At 70.1% G+C, this 25,442-nt stretch carries 27 protein-coding genes, 1 tRNA gene and 2 pseudogenes; 20 read left to right on the forward strand and 10 right to left on the reverse strand.

The annotated features are described in order from the left end of the window. Positions 1-25: 25 nt before the first annotated feature. Together nrtL and D1369_RS12925 are read right to left on the reverse strand one after the other, a co-directional pair. The gene (gene nrtL, locus D1369_RS12920; protein WP_007384704.1) at positions 26-1,219 is read right to left on the reverse strand and encodes an ArgS-related anticodon-binding protein NrtL; all 1,194 of its coding nucleotides are present in this window, start codon (positions 1,217-1,219) and stop codon (positions 26-28) included. Positions 1,220-1,464: 245 nt separating this feature from the next. Continuing rightward, positions 1,465-1,905: a response regulator gene (locus D1369_RS12925; RefSeq protein ID WP_037901427.1), complete on the reverse strand. Its 441-nt coding sequence runs from the start codon at positions 1,903-1,905 to the stop codon at positions 1,465-1,467. Between the two features lie 197 nt (positions 1,906-2,102). On the opposite strand from D1369_RS12925, the gene D1369_RS12930 reads away from it, so the two are divergent. Together D1369_RS12930 and D1369_RS12935 are read left to right on the forward strand one after the other, a co-directional pair. Beyond that, positions 2,103-2,174 (forward strand) — tRNA-Arg (locus D1369_RS12930). A 256-nt stretch (positions 2,175-2,430) separates the two neighbouring features. Beyond that, a complete protein-coding gene (locus D1369_RS12935; RefSeq protein ID WP_007384702.1) occupies positions 2,431-3,177 on the forward strand; it encodes a hypothetical protein in 747 nt (248 codons plus the stop codon). Between the two features lie 219 nt (positions 3,178-3,396). Here D1369_RS12935 and D1369_RS12940 read toward each other — a convergent pair whose 3' ends face one another. From D1369_RS12940 to D1369_RS43420, 3 genes and pseudogenes are all read right to left on the reverse strand, one after another. Further along, positions 3,397-4,071 carry a hypothetical protein gene (locus D1369_RS12940; protein WP_007384701.1) on the reverse strand — a complete coding sequence of 225 codons (675 nt, stop codon included), beginning with the start codon at positions 4,069-4,071 and terminating at the stop codon, positions 3,397-3,399. Between the two features lie 249 nt (positions 4,072-4,320). Next, positions 4,321-4,533: pseudogene (locus D1369_RS12945) on the reverse strand (transposase); the annotation flags it as partial. 337 nt (positions 4,534-4,870) lie between these two features. Beyond that, a pseudogene (locus D1369_RS43420) lies at positions 4,871-5,502 on the reverse strand (site-specific integrase); the annotation flags it as partial. Positions 5,503-5,587: 85 nt separating this feature from the next. Here D1369_RS43420 and D1369_RS12955 point away from each other — a divergent pair. The 3 genes from D1369_RS12955 to D1369_RS12965 all read left to right on the forward strand — a co-directional run bounded on the left by D1369_RS12955 (position 5,588) and on the right by D1369_RS12965 (position 7,441). Next, entirely contained in the window at positions 5,588-5,848 is a 261-nt protein-coding gene (locus D1369_RS12955; protein WP_037901426.1) for a CopG family transcriptional regulator, read from the forward strand. Continuing rightward, positions 5,845-6,258 (forward strand): PIN domain-containing protein, encoded by a 414-nt coding sequence (locus tag D1369_RS12960; protein ID WP_007384696.1) that lies wholly within the window; start codon positions 5,845-5,847, stop codon positions 6,256-6,258. Before D1369_RS12955 ends, D1369_RS12960 begins: the two co-directional genes overlap by 4 nt. Positions 6,259-6,367: 109 nt before the next feature. Continuing rightward, positions 6,368-7,441: an acyltransferase family protein gene (locus tag D1369_RS12965; RefSeq protein WP_037901425.1), complete on the forward strand. Its 1,074-nt coding sequence runs from the start codon at positions 6,368-6,370 to the stop codon at positions 7,439-7,441. Between the two features lie 321 nt (positions 7,442-7,762). Here D1369_RS12965 and D1369_RS42880 read toward each other — a convergent pair whose 3' ends face one another. Continuing rightward, positions 7,763-8,194 carry a hypothetical protein gene (locus tag D1369_RS42880; protein ID WP_162951012.1) on the reverse strand — a complete coding sequence of 144 codons (432 nt, stop codon included), beginning with the start codon at positions 8,192-8,194 and terminating at the stop codon, positions 7,763-7,765. Between the two features lie 172 nt (positions 8,195-8,366). On the opposite strand from D1369_RS42880, the gene D1369_RS12970 reads away from it, so the two are divergent. The 3 genes from D1369_RS12970 to D1369_RS12980 all read left to right on the forward strand — a co-directional run bounded on the left by D1369_RS12970 (position 8,367) and on the right by D1369_RS12980 (position 9,920). Next, positions 8,367-8,879, forward strand: a complete 513-nt coding sequence (locus tag D1369_RS12970; RefSeq protein WP_037903645.1) for a SigE family RNA polymerase sigma factor — start codon at positions 8,367-8,369, stop codon at positions 8,877-8,879. A gap of 20 nt (positions 8,880-8,899) precedes the next feature. Next, positions 8,900-9,322: a hypothetical protein gene (locus tag D1369_RS12975; protein ID WP_007384693.1), complete on the forward strand. Its 423-nt coding sequence runs from the start codon at positions 8,900-8,902 to the stop codon at positions 9,320-9,322. Positions 9,323-9,413: 91 nt separating this feature from the next. Next, entirely contained in the window at positions 9,414-9,920 is a 507-nt protein-coding gene (locus tag D1369_RS12980; protein WP_346268176.1) for a peptidylprolyl isomerase, read from the forward strand. A gap of 51 nt (positions 9,921-9,971) precedes the next feature. Here the strand turns inward: D1369_RS12980 and D1369_RS12985 are convergent, their stop codons facing one another. After that, complete coding sequence (locus D1369_RS12985) at positions 9,972-10,997, reverse strand: Ku protein (RefSeq protein WP_037901424.1); 1,026 nt, start codon at positions 10,995-10,997, stop codon at positions 9,972-9,974. Between the two features lie 71 nt (positions 10,998-11,068). On the opposite strand from D1369_RS12985, the gene ligD reads away from it, so the two are divergent. Next, positions 11,069-11,950 (forward strand): non-homologous end-joining DNA ligase, encoded by an 882-nt coding sequence (ligD, locus tag D1369_RS12990; protein WP_007384690.1) that lies wholly within the window; start codon positions 11,069-11,071, stop codon positions 11,948-11,950. Between the two features lie 396 nt (positions 11,951-12,346). Here ligD and D1369_RS12995 read toward each other — a convergent pair whose 3' ends face one another. Next, a complete protein-coding gene (locus D1369_RS12995; protein WP_007384689.1) occupies positions 12,347-13,150 on the reverse strand; it encodes a nuclease-related domain-containing protein in 804 nt (267 codons plus the stop codon). Between the two features lie 130 nt (positions 13,151-13,280). On the opposite strand from D1369_RS12995, the gene D1369_RS13000 reads away from it, so the two are divergent. The 7 genes from D1369_RS13000 to D1369_RS13030 all read left to right on the forward strand — a co-directional run bounded on the left by D1369_RS13000 (position 13,281) and on the right by D1369_RS13030 (position 19,884). Further along, complete coding sequence (locus D1369_RS13000; protein WP_007384688.1) at positions 13,281-13,787, forward strand: dual specificity protein phosphatase family protein; 507 nt, start codon at positions 13,281-13,283, stop codon at positions 13,785-13,787. Between the two features lie 106 nt (positions 13,788-13,893). Then, on the forward strand, positions 13,894-14,670 hold the full coding sequence (locus D1369_RS13005) for a hypothetical protein (RefSeq protein WP_050789914.1): 777 nt from the start codon (positions 13,894-13,896) through the stop codon (positions 14,668-14,670). After that, a complete protein-coding gene (locus tag D1369_RS13010; protein WP_007384686.1) occupies positions 14,667-15,902 on the forward strand; it encodes a HAMP domain-containing sensor histidine kinase in 1,236 nt (411 codons plus the stop codon). Before D1369_RS13005 ends, D1369_RS13010 begins: the two co-directional genes overlap by 4 nt. 97 nt (positions 15,903-15,999) lie before the next feature. Beyond that, positions 16,000-16,434 (forward strand): SH3 domain-containing protein, encoded by a 435-nt coding sequence (locus D1369_RS13015; protein WP_007384685.1) that lies wholly within the window; start codon positions 16,000-16,002, stop codon positions 16,432-16,434. Positions 16,435-16,486: 52 nt separating this feature from the next. Further along, on the forward strand, positions 16,487-17,848 hold the full coding sequence (locus tag D1369_RS13020; RefSeq protein ID WP_007384684.1) for an FtsW/RodA/SpoVE family cell cycle protein: 1,362 nt from the start codon (positions 16,487-16,489) through the stop codon (positions 17,846-17,848). A 17-nt stretch (positions 17,849-17,865) separates the two neighbouring features. Beyond that, positions 17,866-19,329, forward strand: coding sequence for a penicillin-binding transpeptidase domain-containing protein (locus tag D1369_RS13025; protein ID WP_007384683.1), 1,464 nt, complete (start codon positions 17,866-17,868; stop codon positions 19,327-19,329). Between the two features lie 45 nt (positions 19,330-19,374). Continuing rightward, positions 19,375-19,884, forward strand: a complete 510-nt coding sequence (locus tag D1369_RS13030; protein ID WP_007384682.1) for a DUF3291 domain-containing protein — start codon at positions 19,375-19,377, stop codon at positions 19,882-19,884. Here D1369_RS13030 and D1369_RS13035 read toward each other — a convergent pair. Further along, positions 19,881-20,693: a hypothetical protein gene (locus tag D1369_RS13035; protein WP_037901423.1), complete on the reverse strand. Its 813-nt coding sequence runs from the start codon at positions 20,691-20,693 to the stop codon at positions 19,881-19,883. The two genes, D1369_RS13030 and D1369_RS13035, sit on opposite strands and share 4 nt — an antisense overlap. Before the next feature lie 315 nt (positions 20,694-21,008). Between D1369_RS13035 and D1369_RS13045 the strand changes: the two genes are divergently transcribed. The 4 genes from D1369_RS13045 (at position 21,009) to D1369_RS13060 (ending at position 24,238) form a co-directional block, all read left to right on the forward strand. Continuing rightward, positions 21,009-21,947, forward strand: a complete 939-nt coding sequence (locus tag D1369_RS13045; RefSeq protein WP_007384680.1) for a diiron oxygenase — start codon at positions 21,009-21,011, stop codon at positions 21,945-21,947. A 141-nt stretch (positions 21,948-22,088) separates the two neighbouring features. Then, positions 22,089-22,736, forward strand: a complete 648-nt coding sequence (locus D1369_RS13050) for a TetR/AcrR family transcriptional regulator (RefSeq protein ID WP_007384679.1) — start codon at positions 22,089-22,091, stop codon at positions 22,734-22,736. Between the two features lie 10 nt (positions 22,737-22,746). Beyond that, positions 22,747-23,040, forward strand: coding sequence for a hypothetical protein (locus D1369_RS13055; protein ID WP_037901421.1), 294 nt, complete (start codon positions 22,747-22,749; stop codon positions 23,038-23,040). Positions 23,041-23,143: 103 nt separating this feature from the next. Then, the gene (locus D1369_RS13060; RefSeq protein WP_086023222.1) at positions 23,144-24,238 is read left to right on the forward strand and encodes a C40 family peptidase; all 1,095 of its coding nucleotides are present in this window, start codon (positions 23,144-23,146) and stop codon (positions 24,236-24,238) included. Here D1369_RS13060 and D1369_RS13065 read toward each other — a convergent pair. Then, positions 24,187-25,440: a styrene monooxygenase/indole monooxygenase family protein gene (locus D1369_RS13065; RefSeq protein WP_007384676.1), complete on the reverse strand. Its 1,254-nt coding sequence runs from the start codon at positions 25,438-25,440 to the stop codon at positions 24,187-24,189. The genes D1369_RS13060 and D1369_RS13065 overlap by 52 nt on opposite strands. Positions 25,441-25,442 lie beyond the last annotated feature (2 nt).

Here is a 25,442-nt window from a genome sequence, read left to right on the forward strand (position 1 = left end):
CTTGACTGGCTCTCTGTTCGCTGTCTCAGAGGTGATCGGGTGCGCCGATGCCGAGCAGGGTCAGGCCACCGGCGAGCACCGCCCCGGCGGCTTCGGCGAGCGCGAGCCGGGCACGGTGGGCGGCCGAGGGTTTCTCCGCACCACGCGGAAGGACGACTGCGAGAAAGGGGAGAACGGCATCGGCGACGGTGACGAGATGCCGGGCCAGGCGATCGGGGGCATGGTGCACGGCGGCGGCCTGGAGGACACGGGGGTGATCGGCGAGGACGTTCCGCAGGGTTGTCGTGTCGGGTACGACGGTTTCCGCTACGGCGGTTTCCGCTACGACCGTCTCCTGTACGTCGGTCTCCCGTACGCCGGTCTCCGGTACGGCCGCCTCTGTGTCCCCCCGTGGGTGCACGTCACCGGGCTCGGCGTGGAAGCCCAGGTCGGCGGCGTTGCGGCTGAGAGCCCGGGTGCGGGCGTGGGCGTAACGGACCCGGAAGAGAGGGTTGCTCTCCCGCTGGACCAGGTGGTCGGCGGTGATGCGGGGCCGGTCGTGAGGGGCGGGGTGAAGAAGCGCCCAGCGGGCGGCGTCCCGGCCGAGGGGGATGGGGTCGGCGGGGTCGGCGGGGTCTGCGGGGTCTGCGGGGTCAAGGGTTCCGAGGCCGGCCGGTACGGGTCGTACGTTGGTGTCGAGGGGGGCGGGGGCCTCGGGGGTGCCGTATGCATCGACCTCGACGCCGAGGACGTCCGTCCAGGCCGGCTCCGGGCGAGCGATACAACTGGTGCGGACGAGGGCTCCCTGGGAGCGGAGGATGCGGGCGACGGCATCCATCACGACGACGGCGCGGACCTCGTGGGGTGCGTGCAGTTGTACGAGCTGCCCGGTGGGCCGCTCCGCATGGCCGTACCGCAGTCCGAGTCGCAGGATCTCCCGCACGAGGGCGTCGCCGCTCCCCCGCAGGCTGATGTTGAGGAAGCCGGGCCCGGTGACGACGACGTCACCGATGCCGTCGCTCTGCACGAGCCGCTGCCGGAGAATCTCGGCCACCCGCAACGGGGGCTGCCCGGCCGGCCGGGCCAGCTGGAGGGCGACGTTGGTGGCGTAGTCACCACACCCACCGGGCCCCGGGGGCACGACCTTGACCTGACCCGGCACGACCACGTCCAGCTCCCCGCCATCGACAGCACGACGCACCGCGCGCAGCACGGTACGGGAGAGCTCGACGGGGGTCACGGGACAAGCGTAGGGGAGGAGGGGGGTGGGAGGGCGAGCGGGTTTGGGCGGGGTCCGGGATGTGGGACGGGGGATGGACGGTCGGTGGTCGGACCGGGTGGGGCATAGGGGGCTGGGCTGCAGGATGCGGGCCGTGACCGTGGCCGTCGCCATGGGGCGCGGACGGGGGCGGGCAGGCGCGGCTCGCGAGGACCCGGATGTCACTGCCACTGCCACTGCCACTGCGAGACCGCGTCTCGTGAGGTTCAGCCGCCGGCGCGACCGGCCCGCTCGGCTTCTCCACCCCCGAGTACACCGCCGACCAGCGGGGCGTCCCCCTCGTCCGCCCGCCGCCGCTCCCGGCTCTGCTCCACCAACTGCCGTACGAGCCGTACTAGTTCGGCGGGCTCGAAGGGCTTGGCGAGGAAGGCGTCGACACCGGCGTCGAGACCGCTGTCGACCTCGTGCTGCGTACAGGCGCTGACGATGGCGAGAGGAAGGTGAGCGGTCCGGGGGTCGGAACGCAGCTGTGCGGCGGTCCGCAGCCCGTCCAGCCGGGGCATGACCACATCGAGGGTCACGACATCGGGGCGCACCTGATGAACGACATCCAGACACTCGGCACCATCGGCCGCGGTCACGACCTCGAGACCCTCCAGCTCGAGATTGACCCTGATCAGCTGCCGGATGACCTTGTTGTCGTCCACAACAAGCACCCGACCCGACGCGCCTGGCACAACTCGAGAGTAGGTGCGGACCGGCCACCGCGTCCGGGTTTTCCCCACTTCCACCCCGCGCGGGGGACCCACGCCGCCGAGGCACGGCCCGAAACCCGTTCCGGATCACCCCGACGGAGCTGGTAGTGTTCTACCCGTCGCCGCGAGCCACCAACTCCGACCGACACGCCCCCGTAGCTCAGGGGATAGAGCAACGGCCTCCGGAGCCGTGTGCGCAGGTTCGAATCCTGCCGGGGGCACTCGCCAGTCAGCCAGCAAGAATCATGCTCTGACCAGTGCGGATGCCGGCAGAAGAGGGCGGGAGTCAGTCTCACTGACTCCCGCCCTCTCTCACTGTTCGCGCACCATCTGCGATACACGCGAGACGCTTCCGCGACACTCGTCAGCCGCATGGCGTGGCATGAGTCAAGGCCAACCTTCTAGTTCGGAGTCGGAACAGCCGGCCCCTGATCGCCGTCAGTGTGCCCGCAGACGCTGGTCCGATAAAGTGCCGCCATGCGGCGTGAGTTGAGGCGCGGAGACCACTTCGGCGTCAAGCCAACCCCCGACAAGATCAAAGAACTAATTGACGAGGTCGCGTCACGTTTTGGGGAGACGGTAGAGGTCGAGTACTCGACGCTCGGCCGAACCTCCTTCACGCAGGCCCCAAGCATGGATGATCTGGTCAGCGAACTCGACCCCGCTATACGCGATATCTATAACCTGCAGGTCACCATCAAATCTTCCACTACCGAACGAACCCATGCCCAGCTAACTTTCGGCGAAAGCCCCAGCCGCCTGAAGATGCGCTTAGGCATTTTCCCGTACGGGACCAAGGGCGTGGCCCTCTGGTCTGTCAGCCACCCTGACAGCGCAATCGCCGATAGGATTGCGCGGGAGATTCGACGTCATCTGACTGAGATGGCGAAATCGGGATGGCGCTACAAGAGCGGCATCTCAAAGTGGAAAACCTTGTGGTATATCGCACTCCTTATCCTTACTTTTTCCATACTGCTCGAATCCGAGTCAAAGGCATACACTCCATGGCTCTACGGCGTACTTGCCGGGGTTTTAGTAGAGGCTTGGACCGAACTTCTTTTGACCTACGACGAGATCAGAATTCAAATCAGACGCACAACGATCCTCACCCGATGGCGGTCATGGACTCCCAGTAGCGCGGCGGTGGCTAGAAGCACCATACTTGCATCGGTGCTCGCTGTCCCCACACTGATCTTGGCTATTGTGCAGCTCTTCCAGAGGTGAGCCAGTCAGTAAACCTCAGCCCCCTCAGGTCCCACCAACCGCGATGGGGACTACGCGATGAACGAGGGGGGTGTGCGGCTTTAGCCGCTGGAGGATTCAGACTGATCGACGCTCTGAGTTCCGTAATGAGTGACATGCGGGGTGCTCGAACAGAGCGACACTTTAACGTGCCATGGGGTCTTCCAACGAAATGTCGCAACTGCGGGCCAGTCAGGGGTCTTAGTCCGTTTCCCTCACATAGCAGCCCGAATACCTATTGGACGCGAACTTAGGAAGATCGTTACGAAAAAAGTAGATCGATCGATCAGCAGCTCCCCCCTGGATTTCCTTGACAGCTCTCTCTGACATGATCAGGCAGAAATTCTTGGTCAGCGGACTGTGTTCCGCCGTCCGGCTCAATCGAAGCGATCCCTCATACCGTCCAGGCCGAAAGCCCCACCTGTCAGCTTGGAACAAGAATGTCGGCTGCTGAGGCTTGTCCTGGCTCACGATGAACGGCGCCGGATCGGCAGACCATCGATACGAGATAAATTCTTTGACCGGGTCAAAATCCCAAACACCGACTTCTTTCCAATAGAATTTCGGCCTCTTCGATGAAGAAATCGAACCGCTGGGAGTCAATTGGAGATGTGCGTCTCGGATGACGTCGACATCCTGAGTCTTGATCCTGGAAGACACTGTCGGCTGAACATAAAAATGAGCGTCCATGCCATCCAGCCCGATGCGCAAGAGATGAGGAAGTGTCACATCTACTTGAGGCTGCTCCTGGAGGTCCGCGAAGTTATAGGCGGAAAGAGCTAGGGCGACGACAGCGGCGGCAGTGGCAGCCCACTTGTGGACAGCGTCGAGAACATTTCTCCTGGACGTAGTCGCTCCCTCATCGCTGTCAGTCATGTTCTTAATCTGCCCAGGATCGGAGCTCTCCGCTCGCCGCGTTGGTCCGTATGGTCAACGGCATGAGCACACGGCTAGCCTCGAGCTTGCATGAGGGTCCGTCAGCTTGCTGACGGACCCTTTGTGGCGAGTGTTGGTAACGAATTCCGGAGTCTGGGCAGGTTGAGTGCCCGGCTGTCGCGTCGGGTGTGCGCCGGGTTCCACGGCTTCGGTGGGCTGGTGCTGCTCGCAGGGGCGGCAAGGTACTGGTCAGCCGAGGTTCGGTAGGGGCTGGAGCCGGTCCAGGGCCTGGTTGATCACGTCAGTCCAGGGCCAGTGCCTGGCCAGGCGGAGGTAGCGGCGGCGGCCGGGGGTGACGAGCTGGGCGGCGGTGGAGAACAGCCGAAGCCGCAGGCGGCGGGGCTCCCGGCGCCGGGCTTGGCCGGTCAGGGCGAGTATGGGCATCCAGGCCAGCAGGTCGAGCACCGCACCGGCCTGCGAACCCACGCCGCGACCGCCCTCCGCACGGACACGCGGACACGCGGACAGAGCCCGATGCGCTTCTCCACCTGGAAAGTGCCTCCGGCGGTGGCGGGAACAAGACCTCAGCAATCCTCATTCTCACTGGTCACCCGTCTGATCCCACGGCCGTCGCGCCGGACGCGACCTGCAGATACAGGTCAGCACTCTTCATCCGAGACGTGCGCTCCGCAGCAACGTCCAGGACCCTCCACAGGTCCCATCTGTGCAGGTCAGGAGCGCTCCTCGCACCTCTGATAAAGCGGTAGACGGCACTACTCGTGAAAGCCCGAGGCCAACCCCAGCCCATAGCCTCTTCGGTCTTCTTGTTGTTCAGCTCCTCATGGCCGTCGATGCAGCCCTCGTAGCGGCCGTGGATGACCTCCGGGGAGTTGCCCGCACGACGGGCGACCTCGGCCACTGGGACTCCAGCGTTCAACCAGTTCGTGATGCAGGTGTGCCGAAGGTCGTAGGGCCTGTGCGCGAGCAGGGATCCGTCTCGTCCGGTGGGAGCGCGATCGGTCTTGCTTCCTGCCACACCCGCCAGTAGCTGGACGCGCCCAGCACGCCACCGCGCTCGTTGGCGAAGAGACTGCCGTCCTTGGCCGTACCGAACTCCTCGACGTGCTCACGGAGCATCGCGACCAGGAGCGGCGGTATGGGCACAGGCCGGTGGGCGTTGATCTCACGCGACTTGAGCCCCCGCTTGTCGTGGCGCTGCCCCGAATCGGTCCCCTTCTTGCCGAACACCGGGCGGGTTTCCCGAAGTGTGACGGTCCCCCAGCCCGTCTCAGGCACGTAGCAGTCCTTCACTCGCAACCCGGCCGCTTCCGCTGACCTCCTTGCGGCGTGGAGCTGGCAGCCGAAGAAGGCGACCAGGCGACGACCGCGATTGCGGTGCACGGACCGCACGTACGAAACCGCCGTGAGGAGTGAAGGCCGACTGGTCCCGACCGGGCCGGTCAGCCGGCTCACTCCAGTAAGGCATAAAGGGAGGATCGGCGGTAGGATGAGTAGCATGGGTGAGCCTACCGGTAAGTACTCGATCACCATGCCTCGGGACATCGCTGAGGCCGCCAAGGCCCGCAGTGGCCCTTCCGGCCTGTCTGCTTACGTGGCTGCCGCCGTAGCCCGCCAGATCGAGCGGGACAACCTCAACGAAATCATCCAGGTCGCCGAGGCCGAGCACGGGCCCGTGACGGACGAGGAGATCCAGGCGCTGCGCGACCAGCTCCACCAGGCCCGTCGGCAACAGACAGGCGGCTCGAGCGCCGCGTGACCCGATCCCCCGCCGCGCCCGGCGGCACGCTGGTCCTGGACAGCGAGGGACTGGCCAAGGCCGTCCTTCGCGACCGCACGGTCACCGGCTGGCTCGCCCTGGCCCGCGCCGACGACCTGCGCGTCATCACCTCCGCAGCCACCCTCGTCGAGGTGGTCCACGCTCGGATCAACCGCCCGGCCCTGGAGTGGACCCTGTCCCGCCTGGTCATCGAGCCGGTCACCGAGCCCATCGCCCGCCACGCCGCCGCACTCCTTGCCGACGCCGGCCTGCACGGCCACAAGCACGCCATCGACGCCATGCTCGGGGCCACCGCCCTCAACGCCCCCGGCCCCGTGACCATCCTGACCTCCGATCCGGAGGACCTCACGGCGCTGTGCGGTGGGCACGCCACCGTCATCAAAATCTGATCCTTCCGCCCGAAATCTGGGCTGAGCCAGGTGGTCCGATGGCGGCTGGGGTACAGCCAGCACACAGGTTCGGAGTTTGGGGTGCTTCCGGAGTGGTGAGGCGCCCCGGATGCACGAGCAACCTGTCACCGTGGCCCCTCGGGAAAGGCCCGCAGCGCAGCGTCCCCCGGGGCGTGACGCGTTCTTCGACAACGCCAAGTACCTCGCGATCGTGCTGGTCGCCGTGGGGCATGCGTGGGAGCCGTTGCGGGACGGGAGTCGGGCGGTGTCCGCGCTGTACCTGGTCGTATACGCCTTTCACATGCCGGCGTTCATCGTCGTCTCCGGCTACTTCTCGCGGAACTTCGACGCGAGTCCGGGGCGGTTGCGGCGGCTGGTGACCGGACTCGTCGTGCCGTACGTCGTGTTCGAGACGGCGTACACCTTCTTCACGCGGTGGACGGACCAGGTGCCGGACCGGCCGGTGAGTCTGCTGGATCCGCTGTACCTGACGTGGTTCCTGGTGGCGTTGTTCGTGTGGCGGCTGAGCACCCCCCTCTGGATGCGGATGCGTCATCCGGTGCCGGTCGCCCTCGCCGTGGCGATGCTCGCGACGGTCACGCCCTCCATCGGTGACGACCTCGATCTGCAGCGGGTGCTGCAGTTCCTGCCGTACTTCGTGCTGGGGCTGTCGCTCAGGCCCGAGCACTTCCTGCTGGTCCGTCGGCGGGCGGTTCGGCTGCTCGCCGGGCCGGTGTTCGCGGGCGCGCTCGTGGCGGCCTACTGGGTGGTGCCGCGGATGAGCGCGGCGTGGCTCTACCACCGGGACAGCGCCCAGGAGTTGGGCGCGCCCGCCTGGTCGGGGCCGGTGATGACGCTGGTCGCCTTCGGATGCTCGCTCGCCTTGGTCGGGTGCTTCCTCGCACTCGTCCCCGGACGACGGACCTGGTTCACCGCGCTGGGCGCAGGGACGCTCTACGGCTACCTGCTGCACGGTTTCCTCGTCCAGGGCGCCCGGTTCTGGGGCTGGTTCGGGCCCGCCTGGGTCCACGGGCCGCTCGGCGTGGGCGCGGTCGCCCTCGTCGCCGCCGGGGTCGTGACCGCACTGTGCACGCCACCGGTCCGGCGCGCCCTGCGGTGCGTGGTGGAACCGGAGATGCGGTGGGCATTCCGGCGGGATGCGGCCCAACCGGCACGCGTCTGAGGGACGTTGACCGCGCGACGACGGGACGGTGGCTCGCGCGCCGTCCCGTGCGGGGCGCATCCGGCCGACTTGCTTCGACGGCCTCGCGGTGACGGCGGGGAGCGACCACCCCGGCCGACTCGCCACAGAGGTCGGTTCCCCCGGGACAGCCAACGGCCCCTGTCAACGGCACCTGTCCCTGCACGGCCGACCTCCCTCGGCAAAGCGACCGCCCCACGCCGGGGTACGCAAGCCCCCTCCCCGGGACCACCCACGGCACGCCCCACAACGCAACGGCCGATCAGGCGCGCACCCGTCCCAGGCGGCGCGTCTCTGTCCGGCCTACTTCGACGGCCGCGCGGCGACCGACGGGACCGGGCTCGGCGCGGTGGTGGGCTTCGCCGGGGCGGGGCTCGGGGCGGGGCTCGGGGCGGTCGAGGGCCGCTCGCTCGGCACCGCCGTCGGTGCCGGACTCGGCGCGGTCCCCGGGGCAGATGGCACCGGACTCGGCACCGTCGCCGGCGCGGACGGGACCGGGCTCGGCGCGGACGGGCTCCCCGACACCACGGGGGACGGGACCGCGGAAGGCACCGTCGAGGGTGCCGTGGACGGGACGGGCGAGGGGGCGGTGGAAGGCGCCGAACTGGCCGTCGGCGTGGCGGAGCCGGTCGCGGCGCCCGCGACCGCGGCCCAGCCCGCCACGGCGACGGCGCTTCCCGCGAGGACGCCGATCAGCAGACGGCGGGTGGGTCGGATGCCATGGCGATTCGTCAAGGGTGCTCCTCGGTGGTCGGGTCGGTTGCGTGAGAGGAGTACGGGGCGACGGCCGGGGCGGGTTGCACGGACCGGGGCGGAAACTTTTCTCGCGGGGGCGTGCAACCTCGCGGCGCGTCTCGCCGTACCTCTGAAGGACAGGTGTGACGGGTTCGGCGGAGGGTCGGGGCGGGTGCGGGAAGCAGTCCGGGAGCGGGAGTTCCGGGAGTTCGCCGAGGCCCGGCAGGGGCAGCTCAGACGCAGCGCGTATCTGCTGTGCGGGGACTGGCACCAGGCCCAGGACCTCACCCAGACGACGTTGATGAAGCTGTACGCCTCCTGGGGCCGGATCCGCCGCGACGGCAATGTCGAGGCCTACGCCCGTACGATCCTCACCCGCGCCTTCATCGACCAGTACCGCAAACGGAGTTGGCGGGAGGAGCCGACGGAGGAGGTTCCGGAGCCGGCGTCCGCCGAGCCGCCGGACACACCCGAACTGCGGCTGGTGATGCAGGCCGCGCTGATGGAACTGCCGCCCCGCTACCGGGCGGTCCTGGTACTGCGGTTCTGGGAGGACTGGAGTGTGGAGCAGACCGCCGAGGCGCTGCGCGTGACCCCGGGCACGGTCAAGAGCCAGAGCGCCCGCGGGCTGGTCCGGCTGCGCGGGCTCGTCGAGGGCCTGGCGGGCGAGACGAGCGGGAGGTGAGGCGGGAGGTGAGGCGGGAGATGTACGACTCGGACGCGTACGGGGAGGAGACGTACGGGGAGGGCGAGTACGGGGAGGGTGCCCGCGTGCGGAGCGCCTTCGAGGCCGTCCTCGACGGCTCTCGGGAGCCGGCCCTGCCCAGCGTCACCGACGCGGCCGTCGTCGGCGGTCGGCGGATCCGGCGTCGTCGTACGGCGGTCTCGGGCGCCGTGGGAGCACTCGTGGCTGCCGCCCTCACGGCCGGGATCGTGGCCGCGCTGCCCGGTACGGACCCCGGCCGCTCCTCGGTGCCGCTGGCCCCGGCGGGCAGTCCCCCGCCCGCCGACAGCGGCCCGCTGTCGCCGTCGGCCGTCCCGTCCGAACCGTCGACCGTGCCCACGCCGAGGCCCGGCACCTCCGGGATCTCCACGGGTGACGCACCCCTGTCCTCGCCCGCCCCGTGACGGTCGGCGGGCCCGGGAGACGAGGAACGCCCCCGGTACCCGCACAGCCGTGTGACAAGATGCTTCGGTCATGCCCCACCAGAAAGGGACGATTCCCATGTCCAGGGTCGAGCTGACCACTAATTTCGGCCGTATCGTCCTCGAGCTCGCCGACGCCGAGGCCCCCAAGACCGTCGAGAACTTCCTGAAGTACGTCGGCAACGGGCACTACGACGGCACGATCTTCCACCGGGTGATCGACGGCTTCATGGTCCAGGGCGGTGGCTTCACTCCGGACATGGTGCAGAAGCCCACCCTCGCGCCGGTCCCGAACGAGGCCGACAACGGTCTGAAGAACACCGCGTACACCGTGGCGATGGCGCGCACCAGCGACCCGCACTCGGCGACCGCGCAGTTCTTCGTCAACGTCTCGGACAACGAGTTCCTCAACTTCACGGCCAAGACCCCGAACGGCTGGGGTTACACCGTGTTCGGCAAGGTCGCCGAGGGCCAGGACGTCGTCGACCAGATCAAGGGTGTGCGGACCGGCAGCAGCCGCGGTCACGGTGACGTGCCGACGCAGCCGGTGATCATCGAGTCCGCGAAGGTCGTCGACTGACCTCGCCCCCACGCTGACGCGGCCTGCGCGGTGCCCTCGGCAGCGCGCAGGTCACGCGGTCCGTTTGCGGGCGGTCGTCTTCTTGGCCGCCGTCTTCTTCGCGCTCGTCGTCTTCGCGCTCGTCGTCTTCTTCGCGGACGCCGACGCCGTCTTCTTCGTCCCCTGTGACGACTTCGCCGTCGTCTTCTTGGCGGCCGCGGTCTTCTTCGTGGCCGCCGTGGACTTCTTGCCACCCGTCTGCTTCGGCGCCGCCCGTGCCGACTTGCGCTGCGGCAGGCGCCTGACCTCCCCCGGCTCCTCGCCCCGCGACTCCTTCGCCTCCCGCACGCTCTTCTCCAGGGCGGCCATGAGGTCGAGGACCTTGCCGCTGCGGGCCGGTTCGGGGGCCTCCGGCGGGGCCTCGCCGGCGGCCTTCGCGGCGACGACCTCCTCCAGGGCCTCGCGGTACTCGTCGTGGAGTTCGTCGAGGTCGATCTCGCCGAGGGTGTCCATGAGGGCGTCGGCGAGGTCGAGTTCCTTGTCGCTGACGGTGACCTTGGTGTCGGGGGCGAGTCCCTCGGGTGCGCGGACCTCGTCCGGCCACAGCAGCCCGTGCAGGGCGATGGCGTCCTCGACCACCCGCAGCATGCCGAGGCGTTCGCGGCCGCGCAGCGCGTACTTGGCGATGGCCACCTTGTTGCTGCGCTTCAAGGCCTCCCTGAGCAGGGTGTACGGCTTGGCGGCAGGGGCGCCCCCTGCCTGGAGGTAGTACGCGGCATCCATCTGGAGCGGGTCGATCCGGTCGCCCGGCACGAAGGCCACGATCTCGATCGTCTTCGCCGTCGGGAGCGGCAGATGGGACAGGTCCTCGTCCGTGATCGGGATGATCGTGCCGTCCGCGTCCTCGTAGCCCTTGCCGATCTCCGACTGGGTGACTTCGCGGTCCTCCAGTTCGCAGACCTTGCGGTAGCGGATGCGGCCACCGTCCTCGGTGTGGATCTGGCGGAAGGAGATCGAGTGGCTCTCGGTGGCGTTCACCAGCTTGATCGGAATGCTGACCAGGCCGAACGAGATGGCGCCGTTCCATATGGATCTCACCAGCGGAACCCTTTCTGCGGTATTACACCGTTTCATGCCGTTTCATCAGGTATGCGTGAGATTCTCATCGTATGACGCCGATCACAGAGGTGGAGGGGCGACGGCTCGCGCTCAGCAATCTGGAGAAGGTGCTGTATCCGGCCACCGGCTTCACCAAGGGCGAGGTACTGCACTACTACGCCACCGCCGCCGATGTCCTCCTCCCCCATCTGCGTGACCGTGCCGTCTCCTTCCTGCGCTACCCGGACGGCCCCGACGGCCAGGTCTTCTTCACCAAGAACGTCCCCCCGGGTACGCCCGACTGGGTCACCACGGCCGAGGTCCCCCGCTCGGAGGGGCCGGCCCGGATGGTCCTGGTCCAGGACCTGGCGAGCCTGATGTGGGCGGCCAACCTGGTGACGGAGTTCCACACCCACCAGTGGCTGGTCGACGCCCCCGAGGAGGCCGACCGCCTGGTCCTCGACCTGGACCCGGGCTCCCCCGCGACGATCGTCGAGTGCTGCGAGGTCGCCCTGTGGCTCAGGGAGCGGCTGGCGGCGGACGGGATCGAGGCGTACCCGAAGACCGCCGGGTCGAAGGGACTGCATCTGCTGGCGGCGGTGCGGGGGGCGTCGTCCGACCAGGTGTCGGAGTACGCCAAGCAGCTCGCCGTGGAGGCGGAGCGGGCGATGCCGCGGCTGGCCCTGCACCGGATGACCCGCAGTCTGCGCCCCGGGAAGGTGTTCGTGGACTGGAGCCAGAACGCCGCCCGCAAGACGACGGCCACGCCGTACACGCTGCGGGCCCGGGCCCTCCCCCTGGTGTCGGCGCCGGTGACCTGGACGGAGGTCGAGGAGTGCACGGCGCCCGGCCGACTGGCCTTCCAGGCCGGGGACATGGGGCCTCGGCTGCAGGACTACGGCGATCTGCTGGCCCCGTTGCTGGACGGTGAGCGGGCGTCACGGTTGCCGTAGGGCGCGCGGCGGGGGTGCCGGGGCGGGCTGTCGGGCGGCTGCGGGCGGTGGGGGCTTGTCGCGCAGTTCCCCGCGCCCCCGGGTGGGCTGCGGTGGACGGTGTTCAGGCCTTGCCGTCCCGGTGCCTCGGGGTGGGCTCAGCCGACGTATTCATGTCCTGCTCTCCCCGCACTCCCAGACAGGCGACCCAGCCCACGGCGCTCGCGCCCCGCCCGCCCCGCGCCCCCGGGTGGGCTGCGGTGGACGGTGTTCAGGCCTTGCCGTCCCGGTGCCTCGGGGTGGGCTCAGCCGACGTATTCATGCCCTGCTCTCCCCGCACTCCCAGACAGGCGGCCCAGCCCACGGCGCTCACGCCCCGCCCGCCCCGCGCCCCCGGGTGGGCTGCGGTGGACGTGTTCAGACCTTGTCCCACGTATGCCGGTCCCTCGCCATCGCGTGCAGGGCCTCCACGTCCGCCGGTTTGAGGACGCCGCCGAGGCGGGTGAGGCCTTCCAGGTCCGTGTCGCTGAGGACGCGGACCTCGCGGGGCGGGAGGGTGACGGCGATGGCGGAGGCGCCGACGAGGGCGAGCACCGGGTGGACCTCGGCCGTCAGGGCGTAGGAGGCGCGGTCGGCGTCGGCGCGGACGCGGCGCAGCAGCGGCTGGGGGTCACGGCGGCCGAGGGCGACCATCGGGTCGGCGATCGTGACCCGTTGCTTGCGGACGTACAGCGTGTGCACGGCGAACAGTCCGGCGGGTCCGATCGCCAGATGGTGGACCCGGTCGCCGCCGGGGAGCGGGACGGAGTGCAGGGTGTGCCAGCCCGCGCCGTCGAGGCGGTCCAGCGCCTCGCCCACGATCTGCTCGGCCTCCAGCGCGCGCCGACGCGGATCGCGGCGGATCCGGCGCGCGGGCCCGGGGTCCCGGTCCAGGGCGACATGGAGGGCCTCGCCGGGCCGGTTGGGCGCGAGGTCGTCGTCCGGGTGGAGGGAGAGCCGGGCCAGTTCGGCGGGCGTCGGCACCGGGGGCGGGCCCACGGCCACCCGGCCGGTCAGGAAGGGCCCGAGGACATCGAGCACGTCCTCTCGGCGGTCCTCGCTCAGCAGATTGATCCGGGCCGCCTCACGGTCGTACCAGGCGATGTTCCTGCCGTCCGTGAGGCAGACGTACAGCCGTTCCTGACCATGGCGCCAGGTCGGCACCACGCGCAGTCCGCTCATGCGCCATCACCCCATGGACCATGGGAACAGGCGGGGTGCTGCGCAGGCAAGAAGCCGGTTACCTTTGGGGTGAGTCGCAGCGAGTTGCAATGAGTTGCAGGGCTTGGCGCAGGGGCTTGGGGAGGCGCTGTTGCGGACCCGCAGGAAGCAACCCGAGGTACCGGCTCCGGAGCGGGCGTGGGACGAGATCGTGCCCGGCCTGTGGATGGGCGGACACGAGTTCCGGGGCCTTTCCGGGCAACGGGAGTTCGCCGTAGTACGGGACGAGTTCGAGGTCGTGCAGACGCTGCTCAGGCTGCCGGGCCACGGTCCCGATCCCGGCGTCGAGCACCATGTGTGGCCGATCCCGGACGGCCCGCTGGACGGGACCCAGCTCGCGGGCGTGATGCGCCTGGCACAGGCCGCGAGCGACGCACTGGACGAGGGCCGCAAGGTCCTCGTCCGCTGTTACCACGGCTACAACCGCTCGGGCCTGGTCGTCGCGCACGCCCTGGTCCGCAGGGGGTACACGGCCGACGCGGCGATCCGGCTGATCCGGGGCCGGCGCTCGCCGTGGGCGCTGCACAACGAGCTGTTCGTCGAGTACCTGCGGGCCGGCCTGTCCACGGCCCGGCTGCTGGAGGAGCTGACCGAGTAGGGCCGCCCGGACCCACCGGACGGCAAAAAGGACTTCCGTACGAATAATGTGTACGGGGCCGACACCCCGCATCGACACCCCGGACGGCCCCGACCCCAGGAGCACCGTGCCACCCGCCCGCCGCGCCCCCCGTACGGCCCGCGCCGTAGTCGCCGTCGCCCTGCTGCTCTCGGCGGCGGCGGGCTGTGGCGACGCGGGCGGCCTGGTGGGCGCGGGCTCCACGCCGACCGCGATCAGCCCGGACCGGCTGTGGCCGCGGCTGACGCCCGCCTCCAGCCCGGCCTTCGAGATCGGCGAGGTGGACTCGGAGGTCGTGGCGGGTGTCTCCGTGCCCGGCGACGACATCCACGCGGTGGACCCGGTCGCGCTCGTACGCGCCGAGATCAAGGAGGATCCGGGCACCTACGCCAATGGGGACTACGTCGAGACGGCCCGCCGGATGGCCGACTGCGGGAAGTCGGGGGCGGCCGGCGAGAGGTGCCCGGTCCTGCGGCCGTACTACCGCGACCTGACCGGTGACGGGCACGAGGACCTGACGCTGGGTTTCCGGCAGCTGCCCGGCCATGTCACCGCGGTACGCGTCTACACCGTGGAGAAGCACCGGCTGGTGCGGGTCATGCGCTGGGAGGACGCGGTCAGCGGGGTCGAGCTGGCCGGGCGGTCGGTGATCATCCGTTCGCCGTCCGAGGTGGCCGGATACGAGTACCGGCTCCAGTGGACCTGGGACCCGCAGCAGAAGTCGATGCTCCTCACGCACGACGAGATGCTGCGCACCGGCAGCCGCGCCCTCGGGGCCGCGCCGGGCCCGGCGCCCAGCCCGTCCAACCCGTCCAGCCCGTCCAGCCCGCCGAGCCCGTCGAGCCCGTCCGCGAGCGCGCGATGAGACTCGCGCTGCCCCGCTGGTCCGGCACGCTCGCCGTGAAGGCCGCCGTGTTCATCACCGTGATGTGCTGCGCGCTGGCCGCGCTGCTCGGTGTCCTCGTGCATGTCTCGGTGACGAACCAGACCGTCGGCGAGGCCCGTGACCTGGCGCTGAGCCGGCTGCGGGAGGCGACCGAGGCGTACGAGGCCGGGGAAATGCTGGAGTGGGACGCGGGCGTGGATCCGCCGGACCTGCCGGCGTCGCTGCGGACCCTGGCGCTGGCCGGTGACCGCGGCACGATGGTCGGCGAGCACCGCGGCCGCCCCGCCATGTGGGCGGCGGGGCCGGTGGACGGGAACCGGGCGCTGGCCGTGGAGGTCGACTACTCCCAGGGCGCGCGGACGATCGCGGGCCTTGACCGGGCGATCCTGTGGTCCTCGGCGCTGGCGATCACGACGACGCTGCTGGTGGGGGCGTTCGCGGTCACCCGGGTGACGAAACGGCTGCACACCACCGCCCGGGTGGCCCGGCGGATCAGCGCGGGCGACCTCGACGCGCGGGTCGACGATCCCCGTACGAAGGATGCGACGCGGCCGCAGGACGAGGTGGCCGCGGTGGCCGCCGCGCTGGACACCATGGCGGGGTCCTTGCAGGGGAAGCTGCTGAGCGAGCAGCGGTTCACCGCGGATGTGGCGCACGAGTTGCGCACGCCGTTGACGGGGCTGCACGCGGCGGCCGAGTTGTTGCCGCCGGGGCGGCCGACCGAGCTGGTGCGCGACCGGGTGGCCGCGTTGCGGACGCTGACGGAGGACCTACTGGAGATCTCCCGGCTGGACACGGGTCGGGAGACGGTGGAGCCGGCCACGGAACGCCTGGCCGCGGTCGCCGAGCGGGTGGTGCGGGCGTCCGGAACCGACACCGAGGTCGTCGTCGTACGGGATCTGGCCGTGGAGACGGATCGGCGGCGGCTGGAGCGGGTGCTGGGCAATCTGGTGGCCAACGCGCACCGGCACGGCCACGGGCCGGTGTCGGTGACGGTCGACGGGGCGGTGGTGACCGTGCGGGACCACGGGGAGGGGTTCCCGGAGTACCTCGTCTCGCACGGGCCGCAGCGGTTCCGTACGGAGGGCGGGGCCCGGGGCCACGGGCTGGGGCTGACCATCGCGGTGGGGCAGGCGGAGGTGCTGGGGGCGCGGCTGTCCTTCTCCAACGCGGAGGACGGCGGGGCGGTCGCGACGCTGACGTTGCGGTAGGCGCTTCTCCTATGGCCCATCTGAGAAGGCGACCCGTCCGCACGCCTCCTAACGTGGCGAACAGTCAGGTTCGCACTCCCCTCACGGAGGTCCCCCCATGTCCCTGCGCTCCCGTTTCCCCATAGCCGTCGCCGCCTGCGCCCTCGCCGTCACCGCCCTCGCCACGCCCGCCGTCGCCGGCGACGAGTGGGGCGACGACCCCCAGAGCGCCTCGGGGAACCACCAGAACCAGAGCCAGAACTCGAACTCGAACTCGGACTGGAACCAGAACTCGAACCAGAATCAGAACCAGAACCAACGCCTGTCCCGGGGCGTGGTGACGGCCAGTTCGCTGGCTCTGCGCAGTGCGCCGAACCGGGGCGGCCAGATCATCCGGTGGGCCGAACGGGGTGAGGTCGTCTCCATCTTCTGCAGGACCAACGGCCAGAGCGTCCAGGGCAACCGCCAGTGGTACCTCCTCACCGACGGCACCTGGGCCTGGGGAGCGGCCCGGTACATCAGGACCATCGGGTCGGCGCCACGCTGGTGCTGACATCCCGGTCACGCTAGGCAGACATCACGCCCTATTTGGGTAAGTTCCGGACATGACCAAGGCCGGAACCACCGTGGCCCCCGCGGACACCTCCGCTCGCGCGGTACGCCTGCCCCACCGCCGTGGCATCGAACTGGCCCTCATCGTCCTCGCCGTCCTGCTGTCGGTGTACGGCTACTGCGCGGTCGGCCTCGCCAGGCACGGCACCGTCCCGCCCGGCGCCGCCGGTTACGGCGCCGGGCTCGGCGTGCTCGCGTTCCTCGCCCATCTGGCGGTGCGCCTGAGGGCGCCGTACGCCGATCCGCTGCTGCTGCCCATCGGCGTGCTGCTCAACGGCCTGGGCCTGGTACTGATCTACCGGCTCGACCTGGAGACGCCCGGCGACCGCGCGGCCCCCACCCAGCTCGTGTGGTCCACGGTCGGGGTGACCCTGTTCATCGTGGTCGTCCTGATGCTGCCCGACCACCGCGTGCTCCAGCGCTACGCCTACGTCTGTGTCGCCGCCGCGCTCGCCCTGCTGATCGTCCCGATCCTGTTCCCCGCCGTGAACGGCGCCCGGATCTGGATCAGGATCGCCGGGTTCTCCATCCAGCCGGGCGAGTTCGCGAAGGTTCTGCTCGCGGTGTTCTTCGCCGCGTATCTCGCGACCAACCGGAACGCGCTGGCGTCCTCCGGGCGGCGGTTCTGGGGGCTTCAGCTGCCCACCGGCCGGGTCCTTGGCCCCCTCCTCGCCATCTGGCTGATCAGCGTCGGGGTCCTCGTCCTGGAGCGGGACCTCGGCACCTCGCTGCTGTTTTTCGGACTGTTCGTCGTCCTGCTGTACGTCGCCACCGGGCTCACCGGCTGGATCGCGCTGGGCCTGCTGCTGGCCGCCGTCGGCGCCTTCGCCGTGGGCTGGCTGGAACCGCATGTGCACACCAGGGTGGAGGACTGGCTGCATCCGTTCGCGTCGATCGAGGCGGGCCAGGGACCGAACCAGCTCGCGCAGTCCCTGTTCGCCTTCGCGGCGGGCGGGGTCCTCGGCACCGGGCTCGGGCTCGGCCACTCCGTCCTGATCGGCTTCGCCGCGAAGTCCGACTTCATCCTGGCGACGGCCGGAGAGGAACTGGGCCTGGCCGGCCTGTCCGCGATCTTCCTGCTGTACGCCCTGCTCGTGGAGCGCGGCTACCGGGCGGGCCTCGCCCTGCGCGACCCCTTCGGACGGCTCCTGGCGACCGGCCTCGCCTCGATCGTCGCGCTCCAGGTGTTCGTGATCGCGGGCGGGGTCGGCGGACTGATCCCGCTCACCGGCATGGCCATGCCGTTCCTCGCGCAGGGCGGCTCGTCGGTCGTCACCAACTGGGCGATCGTCGCCCTGCTGATCAGGGTGAGCGACTCGGCCCACGGCCAGTACGACGACAAGGAGACCCCGTGACGACACGAGGCCCCGGCATGACCCGCTACATCCGGCACGCCGCCTGCTTCTGCGCCCTGCTGCTCGTGGCGCTGCTCGTCAACGCCATCCGCGTCCAGGTCTTCCAGGCCCGCGCCCATGACACGAACCCGGCCAACCGCCGCGAGAACATCGCCCGTTACGGCCGTGAGCGCGGTGACATCCTGGTCGACGGGCGGCCGGTCACCGGGTCCCGGGACACCGGGGAGCAGCTGCGCTACGAACGGACGTACCGGGACGGACCGTTGTACGCGCCGGTCACCGGCTTCGCCTCGCAGGAGTACGGCACGACCCTCCTGGAGCACACCGAGGACCCGGTCCTGTCCGGCTCGGACCCGATGCTGACGCCGTTCCCGCTGTGGAACGACTTCACGAGGAGACGCAACCCGGGCGGAGACGTCGTCACTACGCTCAACGGGGCCGCGCAGCAGGCGGCCTTCCGCGGGCTCGCCGGGCGCAAGGGCGCGGTGGCGGCCCTGGAACCGGCGACGGGACGCGTCCTCGCGCTGGTGTCCTCGCCGTCGTACGACCCCGGGGTGCTGTCGGGCAACAGCCCCGGGGTGGGCCGCTCCTGGGCGTGGCTCAACGCCAACCCGGACAAGCCGATGCTCAACCGGGCGGTACGGCAGACCTATCCGCCCGGTTCGACGTTCAAGGTGGTCACCGCGGCGGCCGCGCTGGACGCGGGGGTGATCAGGGACGTGGACGCGCCGACCGACTCGCCGGCGCCGTACACCCTGCCCGGCACCACCACCTCGCTCAGCAACGAGTCCGACGGCTGCGAGGACCTGTCCCTGCGGGAGGCCTTCCGGTGGTCGTGCAACACGGTGTTCGCGAAACTCGGGGTGGACGTGGGGGTGCGGGACATGACGGCCACCGCGCGCGCCTTCGGCTTCAACGACGACGCCCTGCGGATCCCCTTCTCGGTGGCCCGCAGCACCTTCGACCCGAGCGTCGACCGGGCGCAGCTGGCCCTGTCGTCGATCGGCCAGTACAACACCCGCGCGACCCCGCTCCAGATGGCCATGGTCTCGGCGGCCGTCGCCGACGGCGGGCAGATCCGCACGCCCTATCTGGTGGAGCGGACCACCACGGCCGGCGGCAGCATCGTGGACACGGCGGGCCCGCGTCCGGTGCGGCAGGCGATGACCCCGGAGACGGCCGCCGTGCTGAAGGAGCTCATGACCCAGGTGGTGACCGAGGGCACCGGCACCAACGCGGCCATCCCGGGCGCGATCGTCGGCGGCAAGACCGGCACGGCCCAGCACGGCATCGGCAACGCCGGGATGCCGTACGCCTGGTTCGTGGCGTGGGCGCAGGGTGAGCGGGACATGCAGCCCAAGGTCGCGGTGGCCGTGGTGGTGGAGGACGCGTCGGCGGTCCGGGGGGACATCACGGGGGGCGGGGTGGCGGCGCCGATCGCGCGGGCGGTGATGAAGGCGGTGCTCAACGCCAAGGAGTGAGACAGGGGTTGAGGACCGCCGGGCAGCCGACCTACCGTTCGGTCCATGACTGGAGCCACCGCGTACCAACTCGCCCAGGTGAACATCGGCCGTCTCAAAGCCCCTCTGGACTCGGCGCAGTTGAAGGACTTCGTCGACAACCTCGATCCCGTGAACGCCGACGCGGACGCCGCCGACGGTTTCGTCTGGCGGCTGGAGGGCGATGCCGGCGACGCGACGGACATCGCCGTCTTCGGCGACGAGTGGCTGATCATCAACATGTCGGTGTGGCGCGACGCCGACGCCCTGACGGCGTACATGTACCAGGGCCGGCACCGCGAGATGCTCGCTCGCCGCAGGGAGTTCTTCGAGCGGGTCCAGGAGGCGATGGTGGCCCTGTGGTGGGTCCCGGCCGGACACCGCCCCACGGTCGCCGAGGCGGAGTCCCGCCTGCTGCACCTGCGCACCAACGGGCCTACGCCGTACGCGTTCACGTTGCGGACGCCGTTCCCGGCGCAGGGCGCGGAGCCGGTCACGGCCCTCGAACTCCCCGACGACCTGGGCTGCTCGGTCTAGATCGGCTTCCGCATCTCCGAGCGGATCCGGAGGGTGGTCGCGGCCAGCTTGTCGAGGTCCACGTCCGAGGGGTCGTCCGTGGTCGCGGTGTTCGTCACCTCGAACACCGATCCCGACGTGTTGGCGTCGACCCAGCCACAGAGCGGGAGCGTCACCTTCACACCGCTGTCCGTCCGGGTGCTGACCTCGCAGGTGATCGTGATGCCGCCGGAGCCGGCCGGGTGGAAGTCCTTCGGGGCCACGACGACTTCCGCGCCTTCTCCGTCCCCGCCACCCTTCATCATGTCGTTCCGGCTCCACTCGGGGTCCTTGAACCGGCCGTACAGACCCATCACCACCAGGTCGCCCTTCGCCTCGTCACCGCCGGGGCTGTAATGCCCGTACGCGACACCCGCAAGTTTCACGTCCCAGCCACCGGCGGCCTGTTCCTTGAGCTTTCGACCCTCGGAATCAGAGACGTCCCGAGTGAGTTCGTAGCGGTTGTCCACCAGGGTCTTGGGGAGGGAGAGCCGGTACTTGGCCTCCGGGAAGCCGACGTCGGCCAGCTTCGAGCCGTACACGGCGAACCCCACCACGCTCACGGCGACGAATCCACCGAGAATGCCGAACACGAGTCCGAGCCGCCGCTTCGGTGGGGGCGGCGGGGCCATCGGGGGCACGCCCCAGCCGTAGCCGACGGGCTGCGGCTGCGGCTGTCCGTACGGGCCGGCGGCGTAGGGGCCCTGAGGGGGCTGCTGGCCGTAAGGGTTCTGGGGGGCGTAGGGAGGTGGCGCCCCGTAGGGAGACTGGGGCGGCATAGGCGTGGACACGTCAGCACATTACTGCACGCAGGTGATCCGTCACGCCTCGGCGGCGCCCGCCCGAACGGCCTCCTCCACCTCCGCGACCCGCGCCATCTCTGACCTCGACTCCGGCCTCGAGGACCTGCATGCCGAGGTAGGGCACGGACTCCACGATCCGCGCGGCGCACACCATCGCCTCTCGGTGAACTTCCTCCAGCACTTGGCGCCGTGGACGGAGATGGACTCGTCGGGGGTGCGCAGGCAGCCCCTTTGTAGACGCCGCATCAACAGGTCGCGCGCAGGGGATTGACGGTCTTGCTGACAAGCAGTCTCATAAGAGCCATGACGAGTCTGACAGATGTCGACGCGCTCGAAGGGCTGCGTGACGCCCTCGGCCTGCTCAAGGACCGGGAGCAGGTCGCCGAGCGGCTGCTCGACTCCTCCGCGAAGCACTCCTTGGATCCGGACGAGGAACTGGACTGGGACGCGCCCTTCGAGGAGGGCCTGTGGTTCTGGCCGCCGGAACTGGTCTCGCTGTACGACACCCCGATGTGGCGGCGGATGAGCGAGGAGCAGCGGATCCTGCTCTCCCGGCACGAGGCCGCGGCGCTGGCCTCGCTGGGGATCTGGTTCGAGATCATCCTCATGCAGCTGCTGTGCCGTCACATCTACGACAAGGCGGCCACGAGCGCGCACGTGCGGTACGCGCTCACCGAGATCGAGGACGAGTGCCGGCACTCGAAGATGTTCGCGCGGCTGATCACCCGGGGCGACACGCCCTGGTATCCGGTGAGCCGGGCCCACCAGCAGCTCGGACGGCTGTTCAAGACGATCTCCACGACCCCGGGGTCCTTCACGGCGACGCTGCTCGGTGAGGAGATCCTCGACTGGATGCAGCGGCTGACCTTCCCGGACGAGCGGGTGCAGCCGTTGATCCGGGGGGTCACGCGGATCCACGTGGTGGAGGAGGCACGGCATGTCCGCTACGCCCGCGAGGAGCTGCGGCGGCAAATGGTCTCCGCTCCGCGGTGGTCGCAGGAGTTCACCCGGGTCACGTCCGGGGAGTTCGCGCGGGTCTTCTCCGTGGCGTTCGTGAACCCGGAGGTGTACACGAATGTCGGCCTGGACCAGCGGGCCGCTCTCGCGCAGGTGCAGGCCAGTGGGCACCGGAGGGAGGTCATGCAGACCGGCGCGAAGAGGTTGACCGATTTCTTGGACGACATCGGGGTGCTGCGGGGTGTCGGGCGGAGGCTGTGGAAATCCTCGGGGCTGCTGGCTTGATAGTCGGCTGCGGGCCGGTGGGGGGCTGGTCGCGCAGTTCCCCGCGCCCCTGAACGAACTCAGCTGGACCTGCTCAAGGGGCGCGGGGAACTGCGCGACCAGCCACAACGGACTCGCGGACGGCCGACTACCCTTCGAGGCATGACCCCATCCGCGCCCGCCTACCGCAGACTCGGCGTCGAGGAGCGACGCAGTCAGCTTCTCGAGGCCGCTCTCGGCCTCTTCGCGCACCGCGCCCCCGAGGACGTGTCCCTCGACGACGTGGCGGAAGCGGCCGGAGTCTCCCGTCCCCTCGTCTACCGGTACTTCCCCGGCGGCAAGCAGCAGCTCTACGAGGCCGCGCTCCGGTCCGCCGCCGACGAACTGGAGCAGTGCTTCGACGAACCCCGGGACGGCCCCCTCCTCATCCGCCTCTCCCGCGCCCTCGACCGCTACCTCGCCTTCGTCGACGAGCACGACGCCGGCTTCAGCGCCCTGCTCCAGGGCGGCAGTGTCGTCGAGACGTCCCGGACCACCGCCATCGTCGACGGCGTACGCCGGGCCGCCGCCGAGCACATCCTGCGCCACCTCGGCGTCACCGAGCCCGGCCTGCGGCTGCGCATGACCGTACGGATGTGGATCACCGCGGTGGAGGCGGCCTCCCTGATCTGGCTCGACGAGAGCAAGCAGCCCCCGGTCGGGGAACTGCGCGACTGGCTGGTCGAGCAGTTCGTCGCCGTGCTCTCCGTGACCGCGAACCGCGATCCGCAGACCGCCGCGCTGGTCACGGCGCTTGCGGCGGATGGCTGAGACTGGTGCCGTGAAGAGCGAAGACACCCCCTTCGAGGGCGGTCCCATGGACGGCCGGGTGCTGCCCGTGCTGCTGGGACCGACCGGTCATCCGCCGAAGACGTACCGCATCCCCGTCCCCGACACGGCCGGCGGCCCGGCCACCGTGCTGGTCTACCGCCGGGAGCCCAGGGGGCACACCAGGCTGGGGATCCAGAAGGGGTGGAAGTACACGTACGACCCCGAGGGCAAGGCGAGCGACCGGCTGAAGTGGCCGTGGTCCAAGCCCGACAAGCCCGACAAGCCGGCTGACACCGACGGGTGACGAGGTTGCTCCGAACCGCCCACACCCGGCGCGCGAAGTCGCCGACGCCGCCTGATGCTCACCGTGCGGAACAGAGGGGCTGCTCCGCACCGGAGGTGATGACGTGTCAGGAAGGCTTCTGCGTCTGGTGTGTACGGCGGCGGTGGCGGCCGGTGCCGTCCTCGCACCGCTGCCCGCGGCGGCCGCACCCGAGCCGGAGCCGCGGGAGCGTTCCGTCGCCGATCTGCTGACGGACCTTCAGCGGCTGTACCGGCAGGCCGAGCAGGCCACCGAGACCTACAACGCCACCGCGGAGAAGCTGAAGCAGAAGCGCGCCGAGGTGAGCCGCCTGGACGCCGCGCTCTCCAAGGCCCGGCTCTCGCTGCACGACAGCCGGGGTGCCGCGGGGCGGCTGGCCCGCCAGCAGTACCAGAGCAGCACCGACATCTCGCCGTACGTCCGCCTCCTGCTCGCCCGCGACCCCCAGCACGCTCTGGAACAGGGCCATGTCATCGGCCAGTTGGCGCAGGACCGGGCCGAGACCGTGGGCCGCCTGACCGGCACCGAGCACCGCGCCGACGACCTGGCCCGCCGGGCGCGCAAGGCGCTCGACGACCAGCTCACGCTCGCCGCCCGGCAGAAGAGGGACCGGGACGCCGTACGGAAGAAGCTGGCAGGCGTGGAGGAACTTCTCACCTCCCTCACCGCCGAACAGCTCACCAAGCTGGCCGAGTTCGAGGAGAAGGGGGTCGAGAAGGCCCAGCGGGAGCTGACGACGTCGGGCGCCCTGGGCGAGGGTGAGCGCAAGCCGTCGAAGGAGGGCGAGGCGGCCCTGCGGTACGCGCGACGGCAGCTGGGGAAGCCGTACGAGTGGGGCGCGGAGGGCCCGAGGACGTACGACTGCTCAGGCCTGACGTCCGAGGCCTGGAGCCATGCCGGCACCCCGATCCCGAGGACCAGCCAGGAACAGTGGGCGCGGCTGCCGAGGGTCCCGCTGACGGGCCTGCGCCCGGGTGACCTGGTGATCTACTTCCCGGAGGCCACTCACGTGGCGATGTACGTCGGGAACGGCGAGGTCATCGAGGCCCCGAGAACGGGCGAGAAGGTCAAGGTGTCCCCGATCGCGTCCCACCCGCTCCTCGGAGCCGTACGTCCGGACGACGACGGTCAGGCCCCGGCCACCGAAGCCACGTACGCGTCCGCCTTCTCCGGGTCGTAGAAGTAGTTCTCGAAGTCGGCCGGGTCGTCGAAGCCGTTGGCGAAGCGATCCGCCACCGGCTGCAGCTGTCCGGCCGCCCCGATCAGGTTCAGGATGTGCTCCGGCGGCGGGGCGAGCATCGCGTTCGTCCACTTGGTGACGTGCTGGGCGGTGGCCCAGTACCGCTCGAACGTGGCCCGCATCCACTCCTCGTCGAACTCCTTCTCGCCCTGGTCGAGGATCGACGCGAGATAGGAGGCCGCGCACTTGGACGCGGAGTTGGAGCCCTGCCCGGTGATCGGGTCGTTGGCGACGACGACGTCGGCCACGCCCAGGACCAGTCCCCCACCGGGCAGGCGGCCTATGGGGTTGCGCACGGTGGGCGCGTAGCGGCCGGCCAGAGTGGCGCCGGCGTCCGTGAGTTCGACGTTGGTCGCGCGCGCGTACTCCCAGGGCAGGAACTTCTCCATGAGTTCCAGGGTCAGGGAGAGGTGTTCCGCCGGGTCCTTCACGCCGTTGAAGACGTCGAGGGGGCCGCCGGGTATGCCCTCCCAGAACAGGATGTCGGCGCGCCCGGAGGTGGTGAGCGTCGGCATGACGAACAGTTCGCCGACGCCTGGGACGAGGTTGCAGCGGACGGCCTCGGTGTCCGGGTGCTCGGGGCGCGGGCCCAGGCCGTGGACGTAGGAGACGGCGAGGGCGCGCTGCGGCTCGCGGTACGGGGAGCGCTCCGGGTCGCGGGCGAACATCGACACCAGCTCGCCCTTGCCCGCCGAGACCAGGACGAGGTCGTACGTGCGGGAGAAGTAGTCGAGGTCGCCGACCGCCGCGCCGTGGATGACGAGCTGGCCCCCGCGCTGCGCGAACGTCTCCATCCAGCCGGCCATCTTCACGCGCTGGTCGACCGACTGCGCGTACCCGTCGAGTGTGCCCAGCCAGTCGATCGCGCGCTGCGAGGGCCCCGGGTCGAACGAGCCGGGGGCCGCCACCGAGACGCCGAGCCCTTCGATCTTCGGGGCCTGGGACTCCCAGAAGTTCAGCTGGAGATCGCGCTCGTGCTGGAGTGCCGTGTGGAACATGCACTGCGTCGACATGACCCGGCCGGAGCGGATCTCGTCCGCCGTCCGGTTGGACATCAGGGTGACCTCGTACCCGTGCGACTGGAGGCCGAGGGCGAGCTGGAGGCCGGACTGGCCGGCTCCGACGACGAGTATCTTCCGCATGC

The organism is Streptomyces sp. CC0208 (assembly GCF_003443735.1).
Taxonomy (GTDB): Bacteria; Actinomycetota; Actinomycetes; order Streptomycetales; family Streptomycetaceae; genus Streptomyces; species Streptomyces sviceus.

Bases quoted from the DNA above. Each gene is read 5' to 3' on its own strand.
- D1369_RS13010 (WP_007384686.1), top strand. From the start codon at position 14,667: ATGAGACTCGCGCTGCCCCGCTGGTCCGGCACGCTCGCCGTGAAGGCC.
- D1369_RS13015 (WP_007384685.1), top strand. From the start codon at position 16,000: ATGTCCCTGCGCTCCCGTTTCCCCATAGCCGTCGCCGCCTGCGCCCTC.
- ligD (WP_007384690.1), top strand. From the start codon at position 11,069: ATGACGCCGATCACAGAGGTGGAGGGGCGACGGCTCGCGCTCAGCAAT.
- D1369_RS12935 (WP_007384702.1), top strand. From the start codon at position 2,431: ATGCGGCGTGAGTTGAGGCGCGGAGACCACTTCGGCGTCAAGCCAACC.
- D1369_RS13025 (WP_007384683.1), top strand. From the start codon at position 17,866: ATGACCCGCTACATCCGGCACGCCGCCTGCTTCTGCGCCCTGCTGCTC.
- D1369_RS13045 (WP_007384680.1), top strand. From the start codon at position 21,009: ATGACGAGTCTGACAGATGTCGACGCGCTCGAAGGGCTGCGTGACGCC.
- D1369_RS12975 (WP_007384693.1), top strand. From the start codon at position 8,900: ATGTACGACTCGGACGCGTACGGGGAGGAGACGTACGGGGAGGGCGAG.
- D1369_RS12965 (WP_037901425.1), top strand. From the start codon at position 6,368: ATGCACGAGCAACCTGTCACCGTGGCCCCTCGGGAAAGGCCCGCAGCG.
- D1369_RS13020 (WP_007384684.1), top strand. From the start codon at position 16,487: ATGACCAAGGCCGGAACCACCGTGGCCCCCGCGGACACCTCCGCTCGC.
- D1369_RS12940 (WP_007384701.1), bottom strand. From the start codon at position 4,071: ATGACTGACAGCGATGAGGGAGCGACTACGTCCAGGAGAAATGTTCTC.
- D1369_RS13030 (WP_007384682.1), top strand. From the start codon at position 19,375: ATGACTGGAGCCACCGCGTACCAACTCGCCCAGGTGAACATCGGCCGT.
- D1369_RS12995 (WP_007384689.1), bottom strand. From the start codon at position 13,150: ATGAGCGGACTGCGCGTGGTGCCGACCTGGCGCCATGGTCAGGAACGG.
- D1369_RS13050 (WP_007384679.1), top strand. From the start codon at position 22,089: ATGACCCCATCCGCGCCCGCCTACCGCAGACTCGGCGTCGAGGAGCGA.
- D1369_RS12955 (WP_037901426.1), top strand. From the start codon at position 5,588: ATGGGTGAGCCTACCGGTAAGTACTCGATCACCATGCCTCGGGACATC.
- D1369_RS13065 (WP_007384676.1), bottom strand. From the start codon at position 25,440: ATGCGGAAGATACTCGTCGTCGGAGCCGGCCAGTCCGGCCTCCAGCTC.